Genomic DNA, 19223 nt, shown 5'->3' on the forward strand with positions numbered 1-19223 from the left:
AAAACAACTGAAACCTTATTCCGCACTATTACTTAAAAGGATTCTCTTACAACTTATACTTATCTTTCAAATATCCAATCGCCATACCGTAAGCCTCTTTACTAGCTGCTTCGTCGTACTTAGGATTACTTGGGTTTGAAAATCCGTGTACTGCATTGAAAATTTTGTAAGTCAATTTTTTATTTGCAGTTTTCATATTTGCCGCAAAATCCTCAATTACCTGTTGTGAGATATATTGTTCTGTGGCAAACAAGCCCAAAACATCACTATTTAAGGTTTTTAGTTTTTCAACGTCTTTTACAGGCATTCCATAGTACATTACTGAACCGATGGTTTGTTTTCCGCCCAATAAGGCTGATTTTAAGGACCAACTTCCACCGAAACACCAGCCTACATTCGCTATCTGAGCTTTTGGACCTGCCAAGGTAATTGCGCCTTTTACAATGTTTTCAAGTCTGGATTCGACTACACCTTGCATCAACTTTCCTGCTTCTTGTGGATTTGTGGTTGATTTTCCATCATACATGTCTAAGGCAATCACATTTACTTTTCCACCAAGGTCGTTATAAAAAACATCTGCTTGATGCTTGATATGGTCGTTAAGACCCCACCACTCTTGATATACAAAAAGCCAATTGTCAGATTTCTTTTTTGCTTTGACAATATAGGCACTCGCTGTGTTACCATCGGCAGTTGGATAAGTGATTGATTCGCCTTCTGCTACAAACTTGATGGCTAGGGGAGTTGGGTGTAAAGCAATAAAATTTGGGTCATTCGCGAATTGTGCCATATCGCCTGATACTGGTGCATGACAAACTGTAATTTGATTTTCAGGTTGTTCGATGGGTTTTGAAGCAAAATACCCCATTATGCTAACAACAAGGAGATTGAGAGATAGCCAAAGTTTGTTCATTTTCTACGATGAGTTTTGGATGAATAATGATTGAATGTTGGTATGTCCGAGAGATGAACATTTGCCGTTTCATCATTAATAATACAAATTCGTCTAAAATTGTTCTAAGTCTTGGTGAAATATTCGACCAAAAGCCGATATAATAAGATATACGCTTCAACAAATATCTTAATAAATCGGCTTTTGAGAAGTAAAAATATTTTGCCTATTTATTTAATTTATACCATTGTATATTTGAAAGGGGCTGACGGCGCTGTGCATGCTTGACAGGACCATAATATTTGCTCAAATAATCAAGAACGACGGGTTCGGCTTCGCCTAAATCCCAAAGTTTTTGTGTTCTTTGCATCCATCGAATTCTTTCTAACCAACCTTCGCGTGTAGCTCTGAATTGTAGAATCATTTTACTAGAATGACATCCTGTACATTGGGCTTTGACCATATCTAGTTCTTTAGCAATTACCAAGCCTGTTTCAGGATCTAATCCTTTGGTCGAGTCAGCATGGATGGCTTTTTGACTATATGGGTGTGGCGTAATTTTTCCTAGGGAAGCAAGATAAACCATAGAAAGCAATGCGGCCACTAACATGATTTTTTTCATAAGAGTATATTTGGATTAGACCACTTTTATGGCGATTCTATGACATGAGTTGTTGAGATAACCTGCTGGATTCCATGCTGGAATGACCATAGGTTGAGCAATTCCCTTGGCGTCTGTGGCTTTTGCCCAAACCTCATAATAACCCTTTCTTGGAAATTTAACTTCAGTTGACCAATGTTGCCAAGCCAATCGGTTCTTAGGTTTTTGTAAACTCACCTTCTGCCAAGTTGCACCGAAGTCAATCGAAATTTCCATTTGACTTACTTCCAAATCGCCTGCCCAAGCATGTCCTCTTAAACTGAGCGTTTTGCCATCATCAATCATAGCACCAGTTTTGGGATAGGTAATCAGCGATTTTACAGGCATAGACTCTATGATTCTGTAATCACTATCTGGTGCTTTTCCACCTGGTTCAATCGGGTAGAGAGGTACTCTGTAGTGCGTACCATCCATTTTTTCACCATCATGTACTTTGTTACGAACAACGATTTTTTCTAGCCATTTTCCCGAAACAGAAGCTGGCCATCCGCCAAGAATCAATCTTAAGGGATACCCGTGCATCAATGGAATTTCTTGTCCATTGACAGCCCAAGCTAACAAACTTTCATCTTCGAGAGCCTTTTTTATCGGAACACCACGAGAAATTGTAACTTTTTTGGGGTCGCCACTCAAGTGGGTATCTTTGCCGAAATAGCCGATATACACTGCATCATCCTTGATTCCAACTGAATTTAGTACGTCTTTGAGGCGCACGCCTGTCCATTCAGCGCAATTAATAGCACCTTCTGACCATTGATTGCCTGATGCCTGCGGTACAAAACCACTTCTGCCATTACCACCACATTCTAATTGAATTTGATAGGTATACTGTTTAAACTGTTTCTTGAGTTGCTCTAAAGTAAAGGTTTTTTTCGTCTTGGCAGATTCTCCTTCAATCGTTAGAGTCCAAGATTTGATGTCGATATTTTCAGGAGGATTTCCGTTATTTCTCACAAACATTTTGTCGAGAGGCGTGACTTCATCATCTAACAGGTGTGTGGGTGCTTCTACATTCCAAGGACGATCGCTCAAAATGGTCATTTCCTTATTTTTTTTGAGCATTTCAAGTGCATTATCATCCAACGAATTTAGAATGACAGGGGAGTAGCCTTTGAGCATATTGTTGGAAAAAACAATTTCAGTCCCAAGTACACTCATCGCACTTGTGCCAATCAGTTTTTTCAAAAAGTTTCTTCTTTTTTGCGTCATGGTTAAATGAGGGCTTTGTTCAATTTTTGTAAATATAAGCAACTTTTAGGAAGAGTTTATGATGAATTATTTAGTTTGTATTTATTCCTATAGGATATGTAGGATAAATCTTTCAATTTTAATATCTTAACAAATATAATTACCAGAATCTGTTTAGTTATATTTTTGAGATTCCAAGAAGTATACGTCCAGAATTGCTTTAGGGCGAGCAAGGTATTCGCGAAGATAGGTTTTGTAGCCAGAAGGGACATCTTGAGCAGCAAAGGCAACTGCGTCTACTCCGAGATGTTGTGCTAAAAATAGTGCTCTAGCGTTGTGTGTGGGTTGAGAGACAATCGTAAATTTCTGCTGATTAAATACCTTCTTACAACGTACTATTGAGTCATAAGTTCTAAAACCAGCAAAATCTAAAATCATAACATCATAAGGCACACCAAGTTTAAGGAGTGCTTGACGCATATCTGCGGGTTCATTGTAAAAGATAGAATCATGATTGCCACTCAAGATGAGATATTTTACCTTTCCTTCATGGTATAATCTTGCAGCGGCTTCAATACGATAGCGAAAGAAGAGATTTTCCTTTCCTCGAGTAACATTTTTACTGGTTCCAAGTACTAAGGCAAAATCATTGGATGGAAGATTTTCGATATTATAATAATTATAATTTTCTGTAGAAAAAACGATCCAAATATTACTCATCAAAACTAGAATAATGCCCATGAATCCCAACGCAATAAGACCCTTAACAACCCGTTTGATAAATCGGGTGAAGTTAAGTGGTTCTCGAATCGCTATTTCAAGGGTACTTTTCATATAGCTTTGGTACAACTTTACTTATTCCTCCTGACTTTCCGAAAATACGATCAAACATTTGTATATGAATCATCAATCTGCTTTTTAAAGATATTGCATTCAAATAGATAACGTTGAAATCGATAGGATATGTTGGTGGAATTGTTAAATTTTTTATCGAAAAAGTTTAAGTTTTAGCCTTAATATTTACTTAATATTGAAAGTATTTCCCTAATATATAAAAAAAAAGTCTGATAACCACACCGTACTGTAGGGTACAATGATGATTTATCAGACTTTTTAGAAATAGTGGAAAAATTAGAATAATCCTAATTGTTCTCCAGTTCCTGAATCAGAATTTTCGGGAAACTCAATTTCTTCTGGTTCAACCAATTTGGCTGCTACTGCTTCTTCGGTTTCTGTTTTATCTTCTTCTTCATTACTCTCTGGAACAGAAACTTCAACAATTTTTGGCTCTAAAGGTTTTATGCCTTGTACTTTATGAGTACTTAATTTACTTCCTAATGCTTTCCATCCTCTTATTTCTGCCACTTCGTCAATTGCTATCTCTTCATGTTCAAGCTGTGCACCTTTTTCATCTTTTTTAAAGGTTAGTTCGATACGAGGGTAAATATCAACTGATGCAAAATATAGTTTTGAGCCCTTTTCATCCGAAATAAACAAGAATTTCTTATCAACAGTGGTAGTCTCAATTCTAAATCGTTTTACATAGTACAATTTGCTAGCGCCATCGTAGTATACTGCAGAAATAACACTTTCAGGAACAAATTTGGTTAATACCGCAATGTCTTTTGGCTCATAACGGTTGGTTAACTCAAAATTAGTTAACTCATATTGTCCGTCATTGTAAACTACAAGAATGTGGTCTTTGGCTTCAAAGTTACCCAAGTACTTACCATGTTCATCACGGTTTAGACGACCAATCGTTGGATCATACCAAATATCCAGACCACCTAAGGTAGAAACTCCAGCAGATTTTTGAACAATTTTTCGAACAGGATACTTTGTCAAAACATTACCCATTGAGTCACGACCTTTGATGAGTAAGTCTTTGAAATCGTATTCAAATTGTTTGACACGAGCAGTGCAAGACGCCGTCAGATTTATTTGAATTACCTCTGCTTCTCCATTGTCATTAGCTGTAAAGTATAATACTTTTGATTTTGGATTTCCAGCTGTGAGGTCATAAACTCTGTCTCGGGTTACAGCTGTAATCTTGAAACGCTTGATATAACTTGTTCCTGATTTAGCATCGAAATACACCAAATTATAGACTTTACGATCATCGTTCTTTTTAAAGACAGAACAATAAATAATATCTTTTCCTACAAATACCTTGTCTTGAATTTTGGTTACTACACAAGAACCATCTTTTCGGAATACGATAATGTCATCTATGTCTGAACAATCCATTACATATTCGTCTTTTTTGAGACTGTAGCCAATAAAACCACCTTCACGATCCACATAAAGTTTTTGATTGGCAGCTGCTACAACAGCAGCAGTAATGGTATTGAAGTTTCTAATTTCTGTTTTACGTTCACGCCCTTTACTATATTTTTTCAAGAGCATTTTGTAATAGTCAATTGCATAACGTACCAAGTTGGCAAGGTTGTCATTTACCTCATTAAGCTCATCTTGCAATTTAATCATCAAGTCATCAGCCTTGAAGGAGTCATATTTAGAAATACGTTTGATACGAATTTCTAATAATCTGAGTAAGTCTTCCTCAACAATTTCGCGATAGAATTGTGGTTTGTAAGGCTCTAATCCTTTATCTACAGTAGCTACTACTTCTTCAAACGTTTCGCAGTTTTCAATATCGCGGTAGATTTTGTTTTCGATAAAGATTTTTTCAAGTGAGCTAAAGAGTAATTTCTCTAATAACTCTCCTCTACGAATTTCGAGTTCTTGTCCGAGTAGCTCTAAGGTTTGGCGTGTACAAACTTTTAGGATTTCACTTACGCCAACAAAGTGTGGTTTATCTGCGATGATAACACAGGCATTGGGCGAAATAGAAACCTCGCAGTCGGTAAAAGCATAAAGAGCGTCTATTGTTACGTCAGGAGAAGTACCTGGCGCCAATTGAACTTGGATTTCTACTTCTTTTGCGGTGTTGTCTATTACTTTTTTTATTTTGATTTTACCCGCATCATTTGCTTTAATGATGGATTCGATCAAACTGGTTGTCGTAGTAGCAAAAGGTATTTCCTTGATAATGAGTGTTTTCTTGTCTAATTCTTCTATTTTGGCACGCACACGGATTTTGCCGCCGCGCATACCATCGTTGTAATTAGAAACATCGATTAAACCACCCGTTAAAAAGTCGGGATAGATTTCCACATTCTTATTTTTGAGAATATCAATAGAGGCCTCTATCAGTTCCACAAAGTTGTGAGGCATGATTTTGGTAGCCAAACCAACAGCAATACCTTCAACCCCTTGAGCTAATAGAAGTGGAAATTTTACAGGTAGGGTAATCGGTTCTCTCTTGCGACCATCATATGATAGTTGCCATTCGGTAGTTTGTGGGTTGAATACTACATCTTGGGCAAATTTTGAAAGACGAACCTCTATATAACGAGCTGCTGCAGCGCTATCTCCTGTTCGAATGTCGCCCCAGTTACCTTGACAGTCAAACAATAAATCTTTCTGACCCATGTTTACCAATGCTTCATTGATGGAAGCATCCCCGTGGGGGTGATACTGCATGGTTTGACCGATTACATTGGCCACTTTGTTGAAGCGACCATCATCCATTTCGTTAAGGGCATGTAAGATACGGCGTTGTACAGGCTTAAGACCATCCTCTACTGCTGGTACGGCACGTTCCAAAATTACATACGATGCGTACTCCAGAAACCAGTTTTCGTACAACCCAGCCACTGCCACTTGCTCATGTAATGCCTCTTCGCTTTTCGTGTTCTTGTTTTCGTCGAAATCTTCTGTCTGATTTGTGTTTTCCATTACAGCGTATTCTCAAAATTTTTAAAGTAGACTTAAGACCAAATTTAATACAATTCTAGTTTGACGGCTTTAGCCCTAAGTTTACGTTTGTTGCTTTTTTACAAAACCCCAATTTACGAAAAAAATATGGGTAAAAAAAATAACTATACGGTCTGTATTTTGAAGAAATGACTAAGAAAACGGGTAATTTGTTGGTTTGGTGAAAATTAAATCTCTAAAAATTGTTCAAGAAGTGTGATTTTGTAAGTTTTGTCATTTTTTTGAACAATAGCATACTGATATTTCCCTTTTGGAAGGTTGCCAGTAATGAATGTTGTAAAGAATCCATCTCCAAAATATTTACCTTTGAAAAGTAAATCTGTTTTTGAACCATGTTTGTGTTCAACAGAAATTAAATAGTTGTTTTTATCAGAATGCAACATTAAAAATGTCTCATCATTATAGGGAAATGATTGGGCTTCGATAAGGTACGAAACAAGTTTAATTGGATTTTTGGCATCTTGAATGATGGTAGTAGTTGGGACAACACCCAATCGAAGCGTTGAGTCTTTTTCGATTGTTATATTTGGGTTTTTTAGGGAATGCAAAACATCCAAATCGAAATCTGTAAAACGACTTATATCTTCTTTATAAGAAAGTGCTAAGGTCTTGGCTATATTATGGTTGAATGCTGGGGATTCTTTGAATATGACGCCATTTACTCTGTAATTAAAAGCCTCTGCACGTTGATTATCAAATTGATATTTCAATTTGAGTGTCGAAGAATACCAACCAAATAGGTTAATAGTAAAAGCAGTTAAAATAGCCAATATCCCCAATGACTTCTGGAAGAATTTAGGGATATCTAGTAATAGTGTTAAATACAAAAGTGCTAAAGCCCAGAACGAATTATGAGCATAGCGATTATCTAATCCTGCCTCTGAGCCTATCCAAGCCCTACTTAGTGCTACTAAAGCAGAGGTAATGAGTAAGTATCCAAAGCAAGCTACAAGGAATAAATGACGATCATCCAATATTGCTTTAGGTTTCAGAATTTTAAAATATAGATATCTTCCTAGGATAAAGCTAAGGGGTAAAACAATCATTGCGCCAGCAATGGCTGCGATGATATTAGAAACTACATAGCGATTGGTGAATTGCCAAGCCATGCTTCCCCAGAACGTAAGCAGACATCTAAGTAGCATGTCAATATGCTGAAGGCTTTGCGAAACATTCGAGTTTTGGCCACTTCTATATTGATAGAAATAAAGCAAGAAAAGTGTAAGTGTGAATATAGACCATTTGAGCAAATCTTTCGTACGGCCAGAAATGAATAACATCAATCCTGCTATTACTAGTCCAAACAATCCGTTCCCATGCGTAAAAGTCAAAACAAATCCAACCAAAAATGAAGAATAGAAGTACTTTTTGCTGGGGTTTGAAATCAACCAGAATAGAAGCATAGCCCAAAACAGATTCCCCACTTGTTGAAGTACCGAAATTGTCCAATAAATATTTTCGTGAGCAATGGGTTGGAACAACAGGAGTGGGACAGGAAGAAAATACCAAGCGGATAGTTTTAGTTTTTCGAAGAAAAGATTAAAAATCCAACAAATTCCTAGATAGTAGAATAAAGAAATTACATTGAATGTCTTCCAGTTGATAAATCCTTCGATGGTATAGGCTAAGAGAGTAAATAATCGAGGAAATATGATTCGATGCTCGTTGTGCAGATCGATTAACAACGAAAATTGTTCTTTAAAACTACTTGCTCGTTTGGCGTCTGTTACATATCTAAGAAGGTGGTAGTCATCAGCAAAGAAAAAATTGTAACAGTAATTTTGTAAAAAAAGGATAAATAATGCGAATAAAAATAATGATATCCAGAATGCAGATTTTTGAATTTTCATTGGGTGTAATTTATAGAATTAAGTGAGAGTAACGATAATCATGATGATTGAATTAAATCAATCATTTCAGCAATCATCATTGCAGTTGCCCCCCATACAGTATGCCCTTGAATGTTAAAGTAGGCCGCCTCAACTTCTGTGCCTCTTACATCCAAAATCTTTTTGCCTATGATGGCAGGGTCAAGCAATTCATCAAGCGACACTTCTACTACTTGGTCAACTTCTCTTGGGTCTGGGTAAAACTCTGGTCTCTTTTCCATGTAACCAATCACTGGCTGTACATAGAAATTTGAAGGCGGAATGAATAGTTTAGAAATTTCACCCAATATTTTTACATCCGTAAGACGAACCCCAATTTCCTCTTGAGCTTCTCTCATGGCTGTTCTAATCAGATTTTCATCTTCACGCTCTTTTCTCCCTCCTGGAAAGGCCATTTGTCCTCCATGAACCCCATCGTAAGCTGGTCGTAATATCAAAGGGAGATATATTTTTCCTTCATGTGGGTAGAACAAAATCAATACGGCGCTTTGTCGAGTTTTTTCGTTAGGACCTAACTTAAACTTTAACCTCGAACTTGATGCCATACGAATATGGGCACTTTCACCCGGAAGGGGCAATGTGAAGCGCTGTCTCAAGTTGTCGATAAAGTGATTGAAGTCAGTCATAAGTTATCTCAATAGCAATGTCGATTGTTTTGTTATTAAATAGAATGTATAAAATTGATATAAATTAGTAGGAAATAGGCATATATACAAACTTTAGCAATGTCACATGGATAATATAATATAATTTCCTACTCGTTTAATCGTCGGTTTTTTAAAATGTGAGCCTTCATTTTCTCGCCTTTTGATTGAAAATCAAACGCTTAAAATTGACTCTAACCGTTTAATAAAAAGTTGTGAATTTTCTTCTTTCAAACGATTAGAGTTATGGTTTTATATTTTTACAAACTGTAATGACTTTTGGGGGAATACCTCGATACAAGTTGCTCGGCACATCTTTCACCATCCATGGCAGCCGACATAATCCCACCAGCATAACCAGCTCCTTCACCGCAAGGATATAGTCTTTTCACAATAACATGCTCCAAACTTTCTTTATCTCTCGGAATACGGACTGGAGAAGAAGTACGACTTTCGATCCCAATGATTTGTCCTTGGTTAGTACCGTAGCCTTTCATTTTCTGACCAAACTGCTTGATACCATCCTGAAGAGGTTTTCCAATGTGAGGAAACAACACATCAAGCATGTCTGAACTACTCAAGCCCGGTTGATACGAGGTTTCAAGAAGTTCTTTAGATACTTTTTGTTGTAAAAAATCACCCACTAATTGGGCTGGAGCCACTTGTGTGCCATTCATCATTTGGCAAGCTCGTTGTTCTTGCTCTTTTTGTAATTGTAATCCAGCCAAAGCTCCATACTCTTTGTAAGGCTCAAGGTCTATGTCGTTTACTGCCACAACCATTCCTGAGTTGGCAAATTTTGAGTCTCTTCGAGAAGGCGACATGCCATTTACCACAAGTTCACCCGGTGCAGTAGCAGCAGGTACAATAAAACCGCCAGGACACATACAAAAAGAAAATACCCCTCTTTGAACACCTTTAAAAAAAGTTTGTGCCACCAAACTATATGATGCTGCAGGCAAATATTGTCCACGCTCTTTACGATGATACTGGAGCGAATCGATCAAACTTTGTGGGTGCTCAATACGCACTCCCATAGCAAAAGGCTTTGCCTCAATATAAATATTCCGTTGCTGGCAAAGTTCGAAAATGTCCCTAGCAGAGTGTCCTGTAGCCAGAATAACTCCAATTCCCTTTATTTCACGACCATCTCCCAAAACAACACCTTTCAGCGTATTTTGTTCGAGAATAAAATCAGTAACCTTCGTTTCGAAATGCACTTCACCTCCTGCATTTTTAATGCTCTCGCGAAGTTCAGCTACAATTTTAGGGAGTTTGTTGGTTCCGATATGCGGGTGCGCATCTACCAAAATTTCCTCAGTGGCACCGTGTGCGACAAAAATTTCAAGAATTCGGCGAATATCACCACGCTTTTTACTTCTGGTATAAAGTTTACCATCAGAGTACGTACCCGCACCGCCTTCGCCAAAGCAATAGTTCGATTCAGGATTTACGTAATGATCTTTGTTGATGGCAGCTAGGTCACGACGACGAGTTCTGACATCTTTTCCTCTTTCAATCAAAATGGGTTTTACTCCCAACTCAATCAAACGTAAAGCAGCAAACATCCCTGCCGGCCCAGCGCCAACAATTATAGCTTGGGGAGCGTTAGATACATTAGGGTAGTCCCTTGTATATTCAATCATGGATGTAGGCGCCTCATTGATGAAAGCTTCCACTTCAACGTTAACTTTTACCTGACGACCTCTTGCGTCAATGGAGCGTTTAATGGCTCTTACATGAGCCTCTTCAGTGGCAGAAACCTGAAGAATATTTTTTACCTTGTTAACGAAGTTATCTTGGTCAAATGCAATTTCTGGCTCTAATACCAGAGAAAGTTGTTTTTTCATCTTTGGTAAGGTTTTTATCCTTAAATTTTTTACAAAATAACAAAAAAAGAACGATGATTCCTTATTCAGTAGGCATTTTTGGTGAGAACTGATGAATTGTGATGTTTTTCAAAAAAAGAAACTAGCCGACCAGAAAATTTCTCTCATTTCATCGTTTTCTTTGAAATATAGAACCGAAATAACCTAGTATGTGCTTTCCGATTATTAGAAAAGTTCAAAATAAACTAAAAACAGATTATGCTGAGAAAATTGAGAAATAAGCTTCCGATGATGGTACTTTGTTGGATGGGTGTGATGAGTTTTTTTCCCCATTCATTTGGTCAAAATAGCTTTGTTTTTACACCATCTTCCAGCAAAGGAACTATCAATTGGCAACAATTTCCGAACTTTTCCTTGCCATTTTTGAATGTTTATACAGGGCCAAGATTCGTCAGTGATATTCAAGAACCTTTGAAGCATGGCTTTAGTCATTTGGCAAGATATAATCAGTTTGACGCAGATTTACCTGTAAAAAATCGTGCTTTTCTTTGGTATGGAGTGGCTAGTATTGGTGGGCAGCCGTGGTATGAATTGGAAAGTCCTTGGGAAAATAACTTGGCGACCTATCAGTCGTATTGGAAAGGTAGTATGCAAAGTTTTGCCAATGAGTTTAATGATACAAGAGGACAAGCATTTCCGCAATATGATTTTTTAGTTTTGGATATCGAAAGGGAAAGACCTAGCAATAATAATATTTTGACCTTGAAGCTATCTTCGGGTGTGCCGCAAAATTATAAAAACCTTCCAGATTCGGCGTTTGTTGAGCGTTACAAGCGTGATTTGATGAATCTGTACGCAAAACCCATAAATTACCTATGGGATATTGGTTTTCCCAAAACTACAAAAATTGCTTCCTACAGTGATGCACCTATCAAAAATCAAGAATTTCCTATTGGTTACTCTTGGAAGGCGATTTTGGATGAACCTACTCCGCTAAATTACTACATGAAAGATTCACTTACTCAGAAAGTAGGTGGACCATTTTATGCGCAAAATACCCACTTGACTCCTTCAGCCTATTTTTGTTATGAGTACCGTAATTTTCCCAACTACAGCAATGTTGCCTATCAGTTGTTTCAAGTGGAGGCTAATCGTGCTCGTAGCAATAAAGATGTTATTTTGTTTGAATGGCTTGGGTATAATCGTTGCCAAAACTCCAATTATGCCTTCGATCAGTCTATTCCCAAGCATTTGATTGAAGCACAGGCTATTATGCCTTATTTTTCGGGAGCAAAAGGGATTTTTCTATGGGAAGGGCCAATTGCCAGACAGGATACCATGAACCTGAATAAGTATGAGTATTTTGTCAATGGTCTCTACCGTTTGTCTCAATACAAAGGTTTTTTTACAGGAGATTATTCCCTTTACATTCCTAAAACAGCTCATCAACATTTCCAAGATTATGATCCTATTTGGCGTGCGGTTATCAAAGGAGACAGTGTTTTGGTAGCTGCCATCAACGAGTTTGCTAATGATAACGCAACGACTAACCTCACTATTCGGATTGGTTCGTGGAGCAAGAGTATTGTCCTAAAGGGAAAAGAAACCTTTTTACAGGCTTTTACGTTGGAAAAGTTTACAGAAAAAATACTAGTTTATCCCAATCCAAGTGCTGGTCCTATCAATCTTGAGTATCAAGGGTCGGGATCAATTACAGGAATAGTCCAGTTGTACGATTTAATGGGAAATATAAGATTTGAAGCCAATTGGGCTGACTTGCCCAACGAAAGTTTTGTTGCCAACCGACGTGTTCTAAACCCTAAATTACCAACTGGTGTTTATATTTTGAGGGTGAATAACCAAGGACATTTGATGGAGCAAAAAGTGTTTTTGACGAATAATTAAGTTTTGCTTAGGAATAGTGTTATACCAACACATTTTGAAGAGAAATATTTATTTTTGCCACCTTAATTTTAAAAATGGTAAATTCTTTTCAAGCATTTATTTAATCTTATACATACAATACAACCATTTTTATATCAAAAATTATGAATCGGTTAACAAAAGAAACATCTCCGTATTTGTTACAACATGCTCATAACCCCGTGGATTGGTTTCCCTGGGGGAAAGAGGCATTAGAGAAGGCAAAGGAGGAAAATAAACCAATTTTGGTCAGTATTGGCTATTCAGCCTGTCACTGGTGTCATGTGATGGAACGTGAAAGCTTTGAAAATGAAGAACTTGCGGCCATCATGAATGAGCACTTTGTTAGTATCAAAGTTGATAGAGAAGAGCGTCCCGATGTAGACGCTATATATATGGATGCCGTGCAGGCGATGGGTATTCAGGGTGGTTGGCCACTCAATGTGTTTTTGATGCCCGATGGAAAACCTTTCTATGGTGGTACCTATTTTCCGCCTATGAATTGGAAGAAACTTCTTTATGCCGTAAGTGAAGGATTTCAAAATCATTTGCCTGATTTGCAAAAATCTGCGGAAGGATTTACAGAAAATATGTCTTTCTTGGAGTCGATAAAATACGGTTTGCAGTCGGATGAAATTGGATTTAATATTGACGATTTAGAGGCGATGTACCAAAAACTTTCAGGTACTTTCGATCCTCAATGGGGCGGATTCGAACGTGCGCCAAAGTTTCCGATGCCTTCGGTTTGGTTATTTCTTTTGAGATATATTCAAGCAGGTGGTGAGAAAAAGGAGGAGGCTTTAGCGCATTTACGTTTGACCTTGAGTAAAATTGCCAAAGGTGGTATTTATGACCAACTTGGCGGAGGTTTTGCTCGCTATTCGGTTGATGGAGAATGGTTTTGTCCTCACTTCGAAAAAATGCTTTATGATAATGGACAACTTTTGAGTTTATATTCTGAAGCGTATTCCTTGACAGAATTGCCTCTTTACCAGCAGGTTGTGTTTGAAACAATAGATTGGATAGAACGTGAAATGTTAAGCCCTGAGGGTGGATTTTATTCGGCACAAGATGCTGATTCAGAAGGAGTAGAAGGAAAATATTATGTGTGGACTCATGCCGAAATACATCAGATTTTAGGGGAAAAGGCAGATAAGTTTTGCCGTGCTTATCAGGTGAGTATGGAGGGCAACTGGGAGCATGGGGTTAATATCCTTTGGAAAAATCATACATTCCTGAATTCTGATTTTGCTGATGAAATTGCTCTTTTGATGGCATATAGAAATCAGCGAATTAAGCCAGGACTCGACGATAAAATGTTGTGTTCTTGGAATGGCTTAGCACTCAAAGGTTTGGTAGATGCCTATAAAGTTTTCGGCGAAGAAAAGTTCTTAGATTTAGCCTTGAAAAATGCGTCATTTATTGAAAAACATTTGTTGAATGACAATCAGTTGTGGCATTCGTACAAAAACGGAGAGGCTAAAATTCAAGGATTTTTAGAAGATTACGCTGCTGTAATAGACGGATTTACAAGTTTATATCAAGTTTGTTTTGAGGAAAAATGGTTACATCTAGCCGAAAAGCTTTCACTTTATGTATATCTTAATTTTTGGGATGAGGAGGATGAATTATTTTTCTTTACTGATAAAAATGCTGAGGCTTTGATTGTTCGTAAGAAGGAAATATTTGACAATGTCATTCCTAGTTCGAACTCTATGATGGCTAGGAATTTTTATACACTTGGTTTGATTTTAGATAGAGAAGATTTTACAGATTTATCTAAATTGATGGTAGGTAAAATGAAAGAAATGCTTACCAAAAATGCTGATTATTTGACAAATTGGGCTTGTTTAGCATCACAACTGGTGAACCCAACTGTAGAAATCGCTATTGTTGGAGAGAGTTATTTGGATTTTCGAGCTAAAATAGATCAAAAGTATTTTCCCAATAAAGTCCTGTCAGCTACCAAAGATAAGAGTGAGCTTCCACTACTCGAACATCGAACAGCATTTGATGGGCAAACCAATATTTATGTTTGTTTCAACAAAGCTTGTCGACGACCTGTTCAAACAGTCGAGGAGGCTTGGGAACAGATTTTGTAATCCAAAGATGGTCAGCCAAAGGTTGACCATTTTTATTTTATGGCTTTTATTCCTTAAATTGGAGAATTCATAAACCTATTGCGCCATGAAAAACCTATTTCTTAGAGCTCTTATTTTTCTACTATACTTTTCTAGTCAATCGTTTTCCCAATTGAGTCGTAAGCAAGGAAGCGCCCAGTTGGGTATCAGACCTTTGGCTAGTTTGGTCTCCTTGGGACTACCGCAAAGTATTCCTGTTTCGGATGGTTTTTCGTCGAGTGCTCTTAGTAATATTCCCAAACCATTTTTCCCGCTACCTATCAATTTTACGGTTAATAAAAATGGTGGAACGGAGGCATTTGGCTTGGTTGGCACTTTTGGTCTAGGACTTAATTATCAAAAATTATTTCGAAATAATCGACTTTTTAGACTTGAAGTCGGTGCTCATTATACCAGATCTCCGCATAGTTATGCCCTTGATGATAATATTAAGTTTTATATCAAAGGCAAGGAAGCAAGCTCTTGGATAAATACCATCAGCAATACAGGATTTTGGGGGAGTTTGATGTATTCTTCTATTTCTAAAGGAAGGAGAGGTTTTGGCGAGTTACGGAATTACCTTGAACTCGGTGTTCAATCCATGAATTTTCAGTCAAAATCTATGCAAGACTCTGACTCTTGGATTTATGATGGGAGGGGATTTACTTTACAAAATACTGTCACAAACCCCAATAGCTATTTGTTTTTTGTAGAAATTGGAAAAACCTATTGGCGACCTGCCGACGATGGTCGAGCATTGAATTTTGGGATACGATTTGGCATTCCATATCAGGCAATTTCTGAAACAAAATTTGTGGGATATGCTCAAAATCAACCTATTGCAGGACAAACACTTCGAGAAAATACAGGCATGATTTCTCTCCAAATGAGTTATGAATTACCTGTTGTTCAATTACAAAAAGCAAGAAAGCCTATCGCGAAATCTCTGTGCGAAATACAACGTAAAGTAGTAATCAAGAAGCGTTTCCAGATTTCTCAAACTACCATTTTGTTATCTCTTTATGACCACGAAAATGAAGATGGAGACATCGTGTCAGTTTGCTGGAATGGAAAATATTTGATAGAAAACTATACATTGACAAAGAAACCCAAAGTGCTTGAATTACCTATGAGTCCTGTTGGGCAAAATATCTTGACGGTTTATTCGGTCAATACTGGAAGGGAAGGAGCGAATACTACCGCTATTTCTTTTGAGAATGGAAGTAAAAAAGAGGAAATATTGCTTTATGCGGATAAAAAATACTCAGAGGCGATAGAATTTACCAGAAAGTAATATAACTCAAGTAATCACGCAAAATTTTATTGAAGTTTTTATTTTAGGGACAAGGCACCAGGCACCAGGCAAAGAGTGTTAAAATGTTTTAGTAACGATAGATATATTTTTGCCGAATGCCCACGGCTGAAGGCCGAAACCCTACGGTATACCTTATTTAATTCTATTGGGATTTTCATTGATGAAAGCAGCCCAACCTTTTTTCGTACCCTTATTGGTTGACATAATATTATTGCCATGGAAATGATGACATACTGCAATACCCAAGGCATCGGTAGCATCAAACATTTCTGGCTCTAATTTCATTTTCAACAAATGGTCAAGCATACTTGCGACTTGTTCTTTAGACGCATTTCCGTTGCCAGTAACTGATTGCTTAACCGTTTTGGGAGAATATTCTACAATCGGAATTTGTCTAGAAAGAGCAGCAGCCATCACAACGCCCTGCGCACGACCGAGCTTGAGCATGGATTGTACGTTTTTTCCAAAAAATGGCGCTTCAATCGCCATTTCATCTGGCGAAAACTCTTCGATAATCCCGATAATTCTTTCGAAGATTTTTTTCAGTTTTAGCTCCTGTGTGGCATATTTGCTCACATTGATTACACCGTATTGCAAAACTGAGATATTTCCACGTTGCACCAATATAACCCCATATCCCATAAATCGGGTGCCGGGGTCAACTCCTAAAATGATTTTCTCAACAGACTCTGCCATGTAAAGTGTAACTTTGTTTCAAAATTGATTCTATACAAAGGTAATCAATAAATTTTATAGAATTTGAAAGAAGCTTTGAGTAAATATTTTGGTCAAAAACTCATTTTTGTAGTTCGAATCCTACTCTTTGGTTTGGTAATCTATATGCTTTTTCGTACAATCAAGCACCAACCCCAAGGAATAGAAGGACTTATGGCTACGTTTTTGAGTTCATGGCAAGGCACTTCTTCTTATTTTTGGATAGCTCTGTTGGTACTTATGGTGCTGAATTGGACTTTAGAATCATGGAAATGGAGAACTCTTTTAGAGCACATTGAGCCTATTTCAATAGCTCAGGCTTTTAAATCTGTCTTGACAGGACTGGCGCTAGGTATGCTGTTGCCTAGCGGAACGGGTGATGTAGCAGGTAGAATAATTAACCTAAAGAAGAAAACGGAGGGAATAGGGGCAGGTATTGTGAGTGGTATAATTCAAACCATTGTTACTTTAAGTTTTGGTTACGTCGGCTTGGTTTTTATAGTACAAAAATTTTGCTTGAATAATACTCTTGAGAGCTATTTGGTGCTTGTTATGCCAACGCTTGGTTTGGTAGCATCAATACTATTTTGGTACTCGAAAAAGTTAAAATTGATTCAACATAAAAGAATTCAACAGGTTTTGACTGCTATATTTAGCTTGACAAAAAAACAGTGGGTGCGCCTGTTTACTATTGGCATGATACGCCATTTGGTTTTTATCTTACAGTTTTGTTTGCTATTCAATTGGGCAGGGGTCAAATTACCATTTGTAGATACTTTGTCCATCGTAAATAGCGTTTTCTTGGCAAAAACCATCATTCCAGCTTTAAACTTTGTCAGTGATTTGGGCGTCCGTGAGCTTTCTGCTATTTACTTCATGAGACATTACGCCGTTGATATCAACCAAGTGATTACAGCTACTTTTAGTCTTTGGCTCTTAAATATTGGAATTCCTGTACTGATTGGCAGTATTTGGATACTTTTTACTCGAAAAAATGCTCATTAGTCTATTACTTTTTTTGGTGGCGACTTACGCCGTATTTACCCTTACATTGGCAGGCGTGTGGCTTAAAAAAGTCACTTTTGGCAAACGTTTTATGCGTAAAGTGCCTAAAGATACCACCATTTCGGTGCTAGTTGCTGCACGAAATGAAGCCTTGAACCTTCCTTATCTACTGCGAGATTTGGCAAAGCAACGTTATCCAAAAGCACTTTTGGAAGTCATCATTATCAATGATCACTCAACAGATGATACGGTTTTTCAGATTGAAAACCTGCGTGAAGAATTAGATTTTCCAGTTCATATTATTCATTTGGAAGAGTTTGATCTAAGAGGTAAAAAGAATGCCATAAAAATTGGGGTTCGACAAGCGCAAGGCGAACTGATAGTATGTACAGATGCCGATTGTCGAGTGGGGGAATTTTGGGTATTAGGAATGCAACAGTTATACAAAGGCCAAAATGCAAAGCTTATCAGTGGTGGAGTTACGTTTATACCTGATGGTCGTTTATGGACGATTATACAAAGTATTGAGTTTGCCAGTTTGGTTGGTTCTGGTGCTTGCGCCATGATGATTGGTAAGCCTAATATGTGCAATGGCGCCAATATTGCCTATCCCAAGGCTGTATTTGAAGAAGTGAACGGGTTCGAAGGAAATGAACATATTGCCTCGGGTGATGATGAGTTTTTAATGCACAAGATTGCAGAGAAATATCCAAGTCAAATTGTTTTTGCGCATTATCAACCCAATATCGTTTACACCCAAGCTCAAGAAAATTTTCGTTCTTTTTTCCAACAACGCAAACGTTGGGCAAGCAAATGGAATCACTATAAGGATTGGAAAATTACTTTTCTGGCAATCGCTATTTTTAGTCTTAATTTTGGCATGCTTTTGAGTCCATTTTTATGGCTAATAAACGATTTGACAACCACTCAATTTATGGTACTTTGGCTGGTTCGTTGTATACCAGAATACTTTTTTTTAGCACCTGTATTGTCTTTTTTCAAGAAGGGTACCTACATTAAATATATTCCTTTTGTTCAGATTTTGTATCCATTTTATGTAGTGTTTTTTGGTATTTCAGCTTGGAAAAAAGGATATGTTTGGAAAGGAAGAAAACATTTTTAATTTGAAGATTTGAGAATTTGTTGATTTGAAGATGGTTAAAAGATTTTATCTTTTTTTCTGTTGAATTACACTTGCCATTA

General features: G+C 37.4%; 14 protein-coding genes. 5 read left to right on the forward strand and 9 right to left on the reverse strand.

Going from position 1 to position 19223, the window contains the following annotated elements; all coding sequences use genetic code 11:
- Positions 1–46: 46 nt before the first annotated feature.
- The 8 genes from QM524_RS03145 to QM524_RS03180 form a co-directional block, all read right to left on the reverse strand.
- Complete coding sequence (locus tag QM524_RS03145) at positions 47–913, reverse strand: dienelactone hydrolase family protein (protein ID WP_283343449.1); 867 nt, start codon at positions 911–913, stop codon at positions 47–49.
- Positions 914–1118: 205 nt separating this feature from the next.
- Positions 1119–1514 carry a hypothetical protein gene (locus QM524_RS03150; RefSeq protein ID WP_310586441.1) on the reverse strand — a complete coding sequence of 132 codons (396 nt, stop codon included), beginning with the start codon at positions 1512–1514 and terminating at the stop codon, positions 1119–1121.
- Positions 1515–1529: 15 nt separating this feature from the next.
- Positions 1530–2762, reverse strand: a complete 1233-nt coding sequence (locus QM524_RS03155; protein ID WP_283343450.1) for a sulfite oxidase — start codon at positions 2760–2762, stop codon at positions 1530–1532.
- A gap of 153 nt (positions 2763–2915) precedes the next feature.
- Positions 2916–3575: a SanA/YdcF family protein gene (locus QM524_RS03160; protein ID WP_283343451.1), complete on the reverse strand. Its 660-nt coding sequence runs from the start codon at positions 3573–3575 to the stop codon at positions 2916–2918.
- A gap of 297 nt (positions 3576–3872) precedes the next feature.
- On the reverse strand, positions 3873–6542 hold the full coding sequence (locus tag QM524_RS03165) for a DNA gyrase/topoisomerase IV subunit A (RefSeq protein ID WP_095163625.1): 2670 nt from the start codon (positions 6540–6542) through the stop codon (positions 3873–3875).
- A gap of 206 nt (positions 6543–6748) precedes the next feature.
- Positions 6749–8431, reverse strand: a complete 1683-nt coding sequence (locus tag QM524_RS03170; protein ID WP_283343452.1) for a hypothetical protein — start codon at positions 8429–8431, stop codon at positions 6749–6751.
- 38 nt (positions 8432–8469) lie between these two features.
- Positions 8470–9096 (reverse strand): NUDIX hydrolase, encoded by a 627-nt coding sequence (locus QM524_RS03175; protein WP_283343453.1) that lies wholly within the window; start codon positions 9094–9096, stop codon positions 8470–8472.
- A 278-nt stretch (positions 9097–9374) separates the two neighbouring features.
- The gene (locus QM524_RS03180; protein ID WP_283343454.1) at positions 9375–10964 is read right to left on the reverse strand and encodes an NAD(P)/FAD-dependent oxidoreductase; all 1590 of its coding nucleotides are present in this window, start codon (positions 10962–10964) and stop codon (positions 9375–9377) included.
- 237 nt (positions 10965–11201) lie between these two features.
- On the opposite strand from QM524_RS03180, the gene QM524_RS03185 reads away from it, so the two are divergent.
- The 3 genes from QM524_RS03185 to QM524_RS03195 all read left to right on the forward strand — a co-directional run bounded on the left by QM524_RS03185 (position 11202) and on the right by QM524_RS03195 (position 16280).
- The gene (locus tag QM524_RS03185; protein ID WP_283343455.1) at positions 11202–12848 is read left to right on the forward strand and encodes a T9SS type A sorting domain-containing protein; all 1647 of its coding nucleotides are present in this window, start codon (positions 11202–11204) and stop codon (positions 12846–12848) included.
- Positions 12849–12991: 143 nt separating this feature from the next.
- Positions 12992–14968 carry a thioredoxin domain-containing protein gene (locus QM524_RS03190; RefSeq protein WP_283343456.1) on the forward strand — a complete coding sequence of 659 codons (1977 nt, stop codon included), beginning with the start codon at positions 12992–12994 and terminating at the stop codon, positions 14966–14968.
- 85 nt (positions 14969–15053) lie between these two features.
- Positions 15054–16280 (forward strand): hypothetical protein, encoded by a 1227-nt coding sequence (locus tag QM524_RS03195; RefSeq protein ID WP_283343457.1) that lies wholly within the window; start codon positions 15054–15056, stop codon positions 16278–16280.
- 153 nt (positions 16281–16433) lie between these two features.
- Here QM524_RS03195 and ruvC read toward each other — a convergent pair whose 3' ends face one another.
- The gene (gene ruvC, locus QM524_RS03200) at positions 16434–16997 is read right to left on the reverse strand and encodes a crossover junction endodeoxyribonuclease RuvC (RefSeq protein WP_095163632.1); all 564 of its coding nucleotides are present in this window, start codon (positions 16995–16997) and stop codon (positions 16434–16436) included.
- 144 nt (positions 16998–17141) lie between these two features.
- On the opposite strand from ruvC, the gene QM524_RS03205 reads away from it, so the two are divergent.
- Together QM524_RS03205 and QM524_RS03210 are read left to right on the forward strand one after the other, a co-directional pair.
- Entirely contained in the window at positions 17142–18020 is an 879-nt protein-coding gene (locus QM524_RS03205) for a lysylphosphatidylglycerol synthase domain-containing protein (RefSeq protein ID WP_388046175.1), read from the forward strand.
- Positions 18010–19143 carry a glycosyltransferase gene (locus QM524_RS03210; protein WP_283343459.1) on the forward strand — a complete coding sequence of 378 codons (1134 nt, stop codon included), beginning with the start codon at positions 18010–18012 and terminating at the stop codon, positions 19141–19143. The genes QM524_RS03205 and QM524_RS03210 overlap by 11 nt, the downstream gene beginning before the upstream one ends.
- The last annotated feature ends 80 nt before the right edge of the window (positions 19144–19223 follow it).

Origin of the sequence: Flectobacillus roseus (assembly GCF_030056595.1) — a bacterium.
GTDB lineage: Bacteria > Bacteroidota > Bacteroidia > Cytophagales > Spirosomataceae > Flectobacillus > Flectobacillus roseus.

Excerpts from the sequence above, each read along its gene's own strand:
- QM524_RS03170 (WP_283343452.1), bottom strand. The coding sequence starts at position 8,431 with ATGAAAATTCAAAAATCTGCATTCTGGATATCATTATTTTTATTCGCA.
- ruvC (WP_095163632.1), bottom strand. The coding sequence starts at position 16,997 with ATGGCAGAGTCTGTTGAGAAAATCATTTTAGGAGTTGACCCCGGCACC.
- QM524_RS03160 (WP_283343451.1), bottom strand. The coding sequence starts at position 3,575 with ATGAAAAGTACCCTTGAAATAGCGATTCGAGAACCACTTAACTTCACC.
- QM524_RS03180 (WP_283343454.1), bottom strand. The coding sequence starts at position 10,964 with ATGAAAAAACAACTTTCTCTGGTATTAGAGCCAGAAATTGCATTTGAC.
- QM524_RS03190 (WP_283343456.1), top strand. The coding sequence starts at position 12,992 with ATGAATCGGTTAACAAAAGAAACATCTCCGTATTTGTTACAACATGCT.
- QM524_RS03205 (WP_388046175.1), top strand. The coding sequence starts at position 17,142 with ATGCTTTTTCGTACAATCAAGCACCAACCCCAAGGAATAGAAGGACTT.
- QM524_RS03150 (WP_310586441.1), bottom strand. The coding sequence starts at position 1,514 with ATGAAAAAAATCATGTTAGTGGCCGCATTGCTTTCTATGGTTTATCTT.
- QM524_RS03165 (WP_095163625.1), bottom strand. The coding sequence starts at position 6,542 with ATGGAAAACACAAATCAGACAGAAGATTTCGACGAAAACAAGAACACG.
- QM524_RS03175 (WP_283343453.1), bottom strand. The coding sequence starts at position 9,096 with ATGACTGACTTCAATCACTTTATCGACAACTTGAGACAGCGCTTCACA.
- QM524_RS03195 (WP_283343457.1), top strand. The coding sequence starts at position 15,054 with ATGAAAAACCTATTTCTTAGAGCTCTTATTTTTCTACTATACTTTTCT.
- QM524_RS03155 (WP_283343450.1), bottom strand. The coding sequence starts at position 2,762 with ATGACGCAAAAAAGAAGAAACTTTTTGAAAAAACTGATTGGCACAAGT.
- QM524_RS03185 (WP_283343455.1), top strand. The coding sequence starts at position 11,202 with ATGCTGAGAAAATTGAGAAATAAGCTTCCGATGATGGTACTTTGTTGG.
- QM524_RS03145 (WP_283343449.1), bottom strand. The coding sequence starts at position 913 with ATGAACAAACTTTGGCTATCTCTCAATCTCCTTGTTGTTAGCATAATG.
- QM524_RS03210 (WP_283343459.1), top strand. The coding sequence starts at position 18,010 with ATGCTCATTAGTCTATTACTTTTTTTGGTGGCGACTTACGCCGTATTT.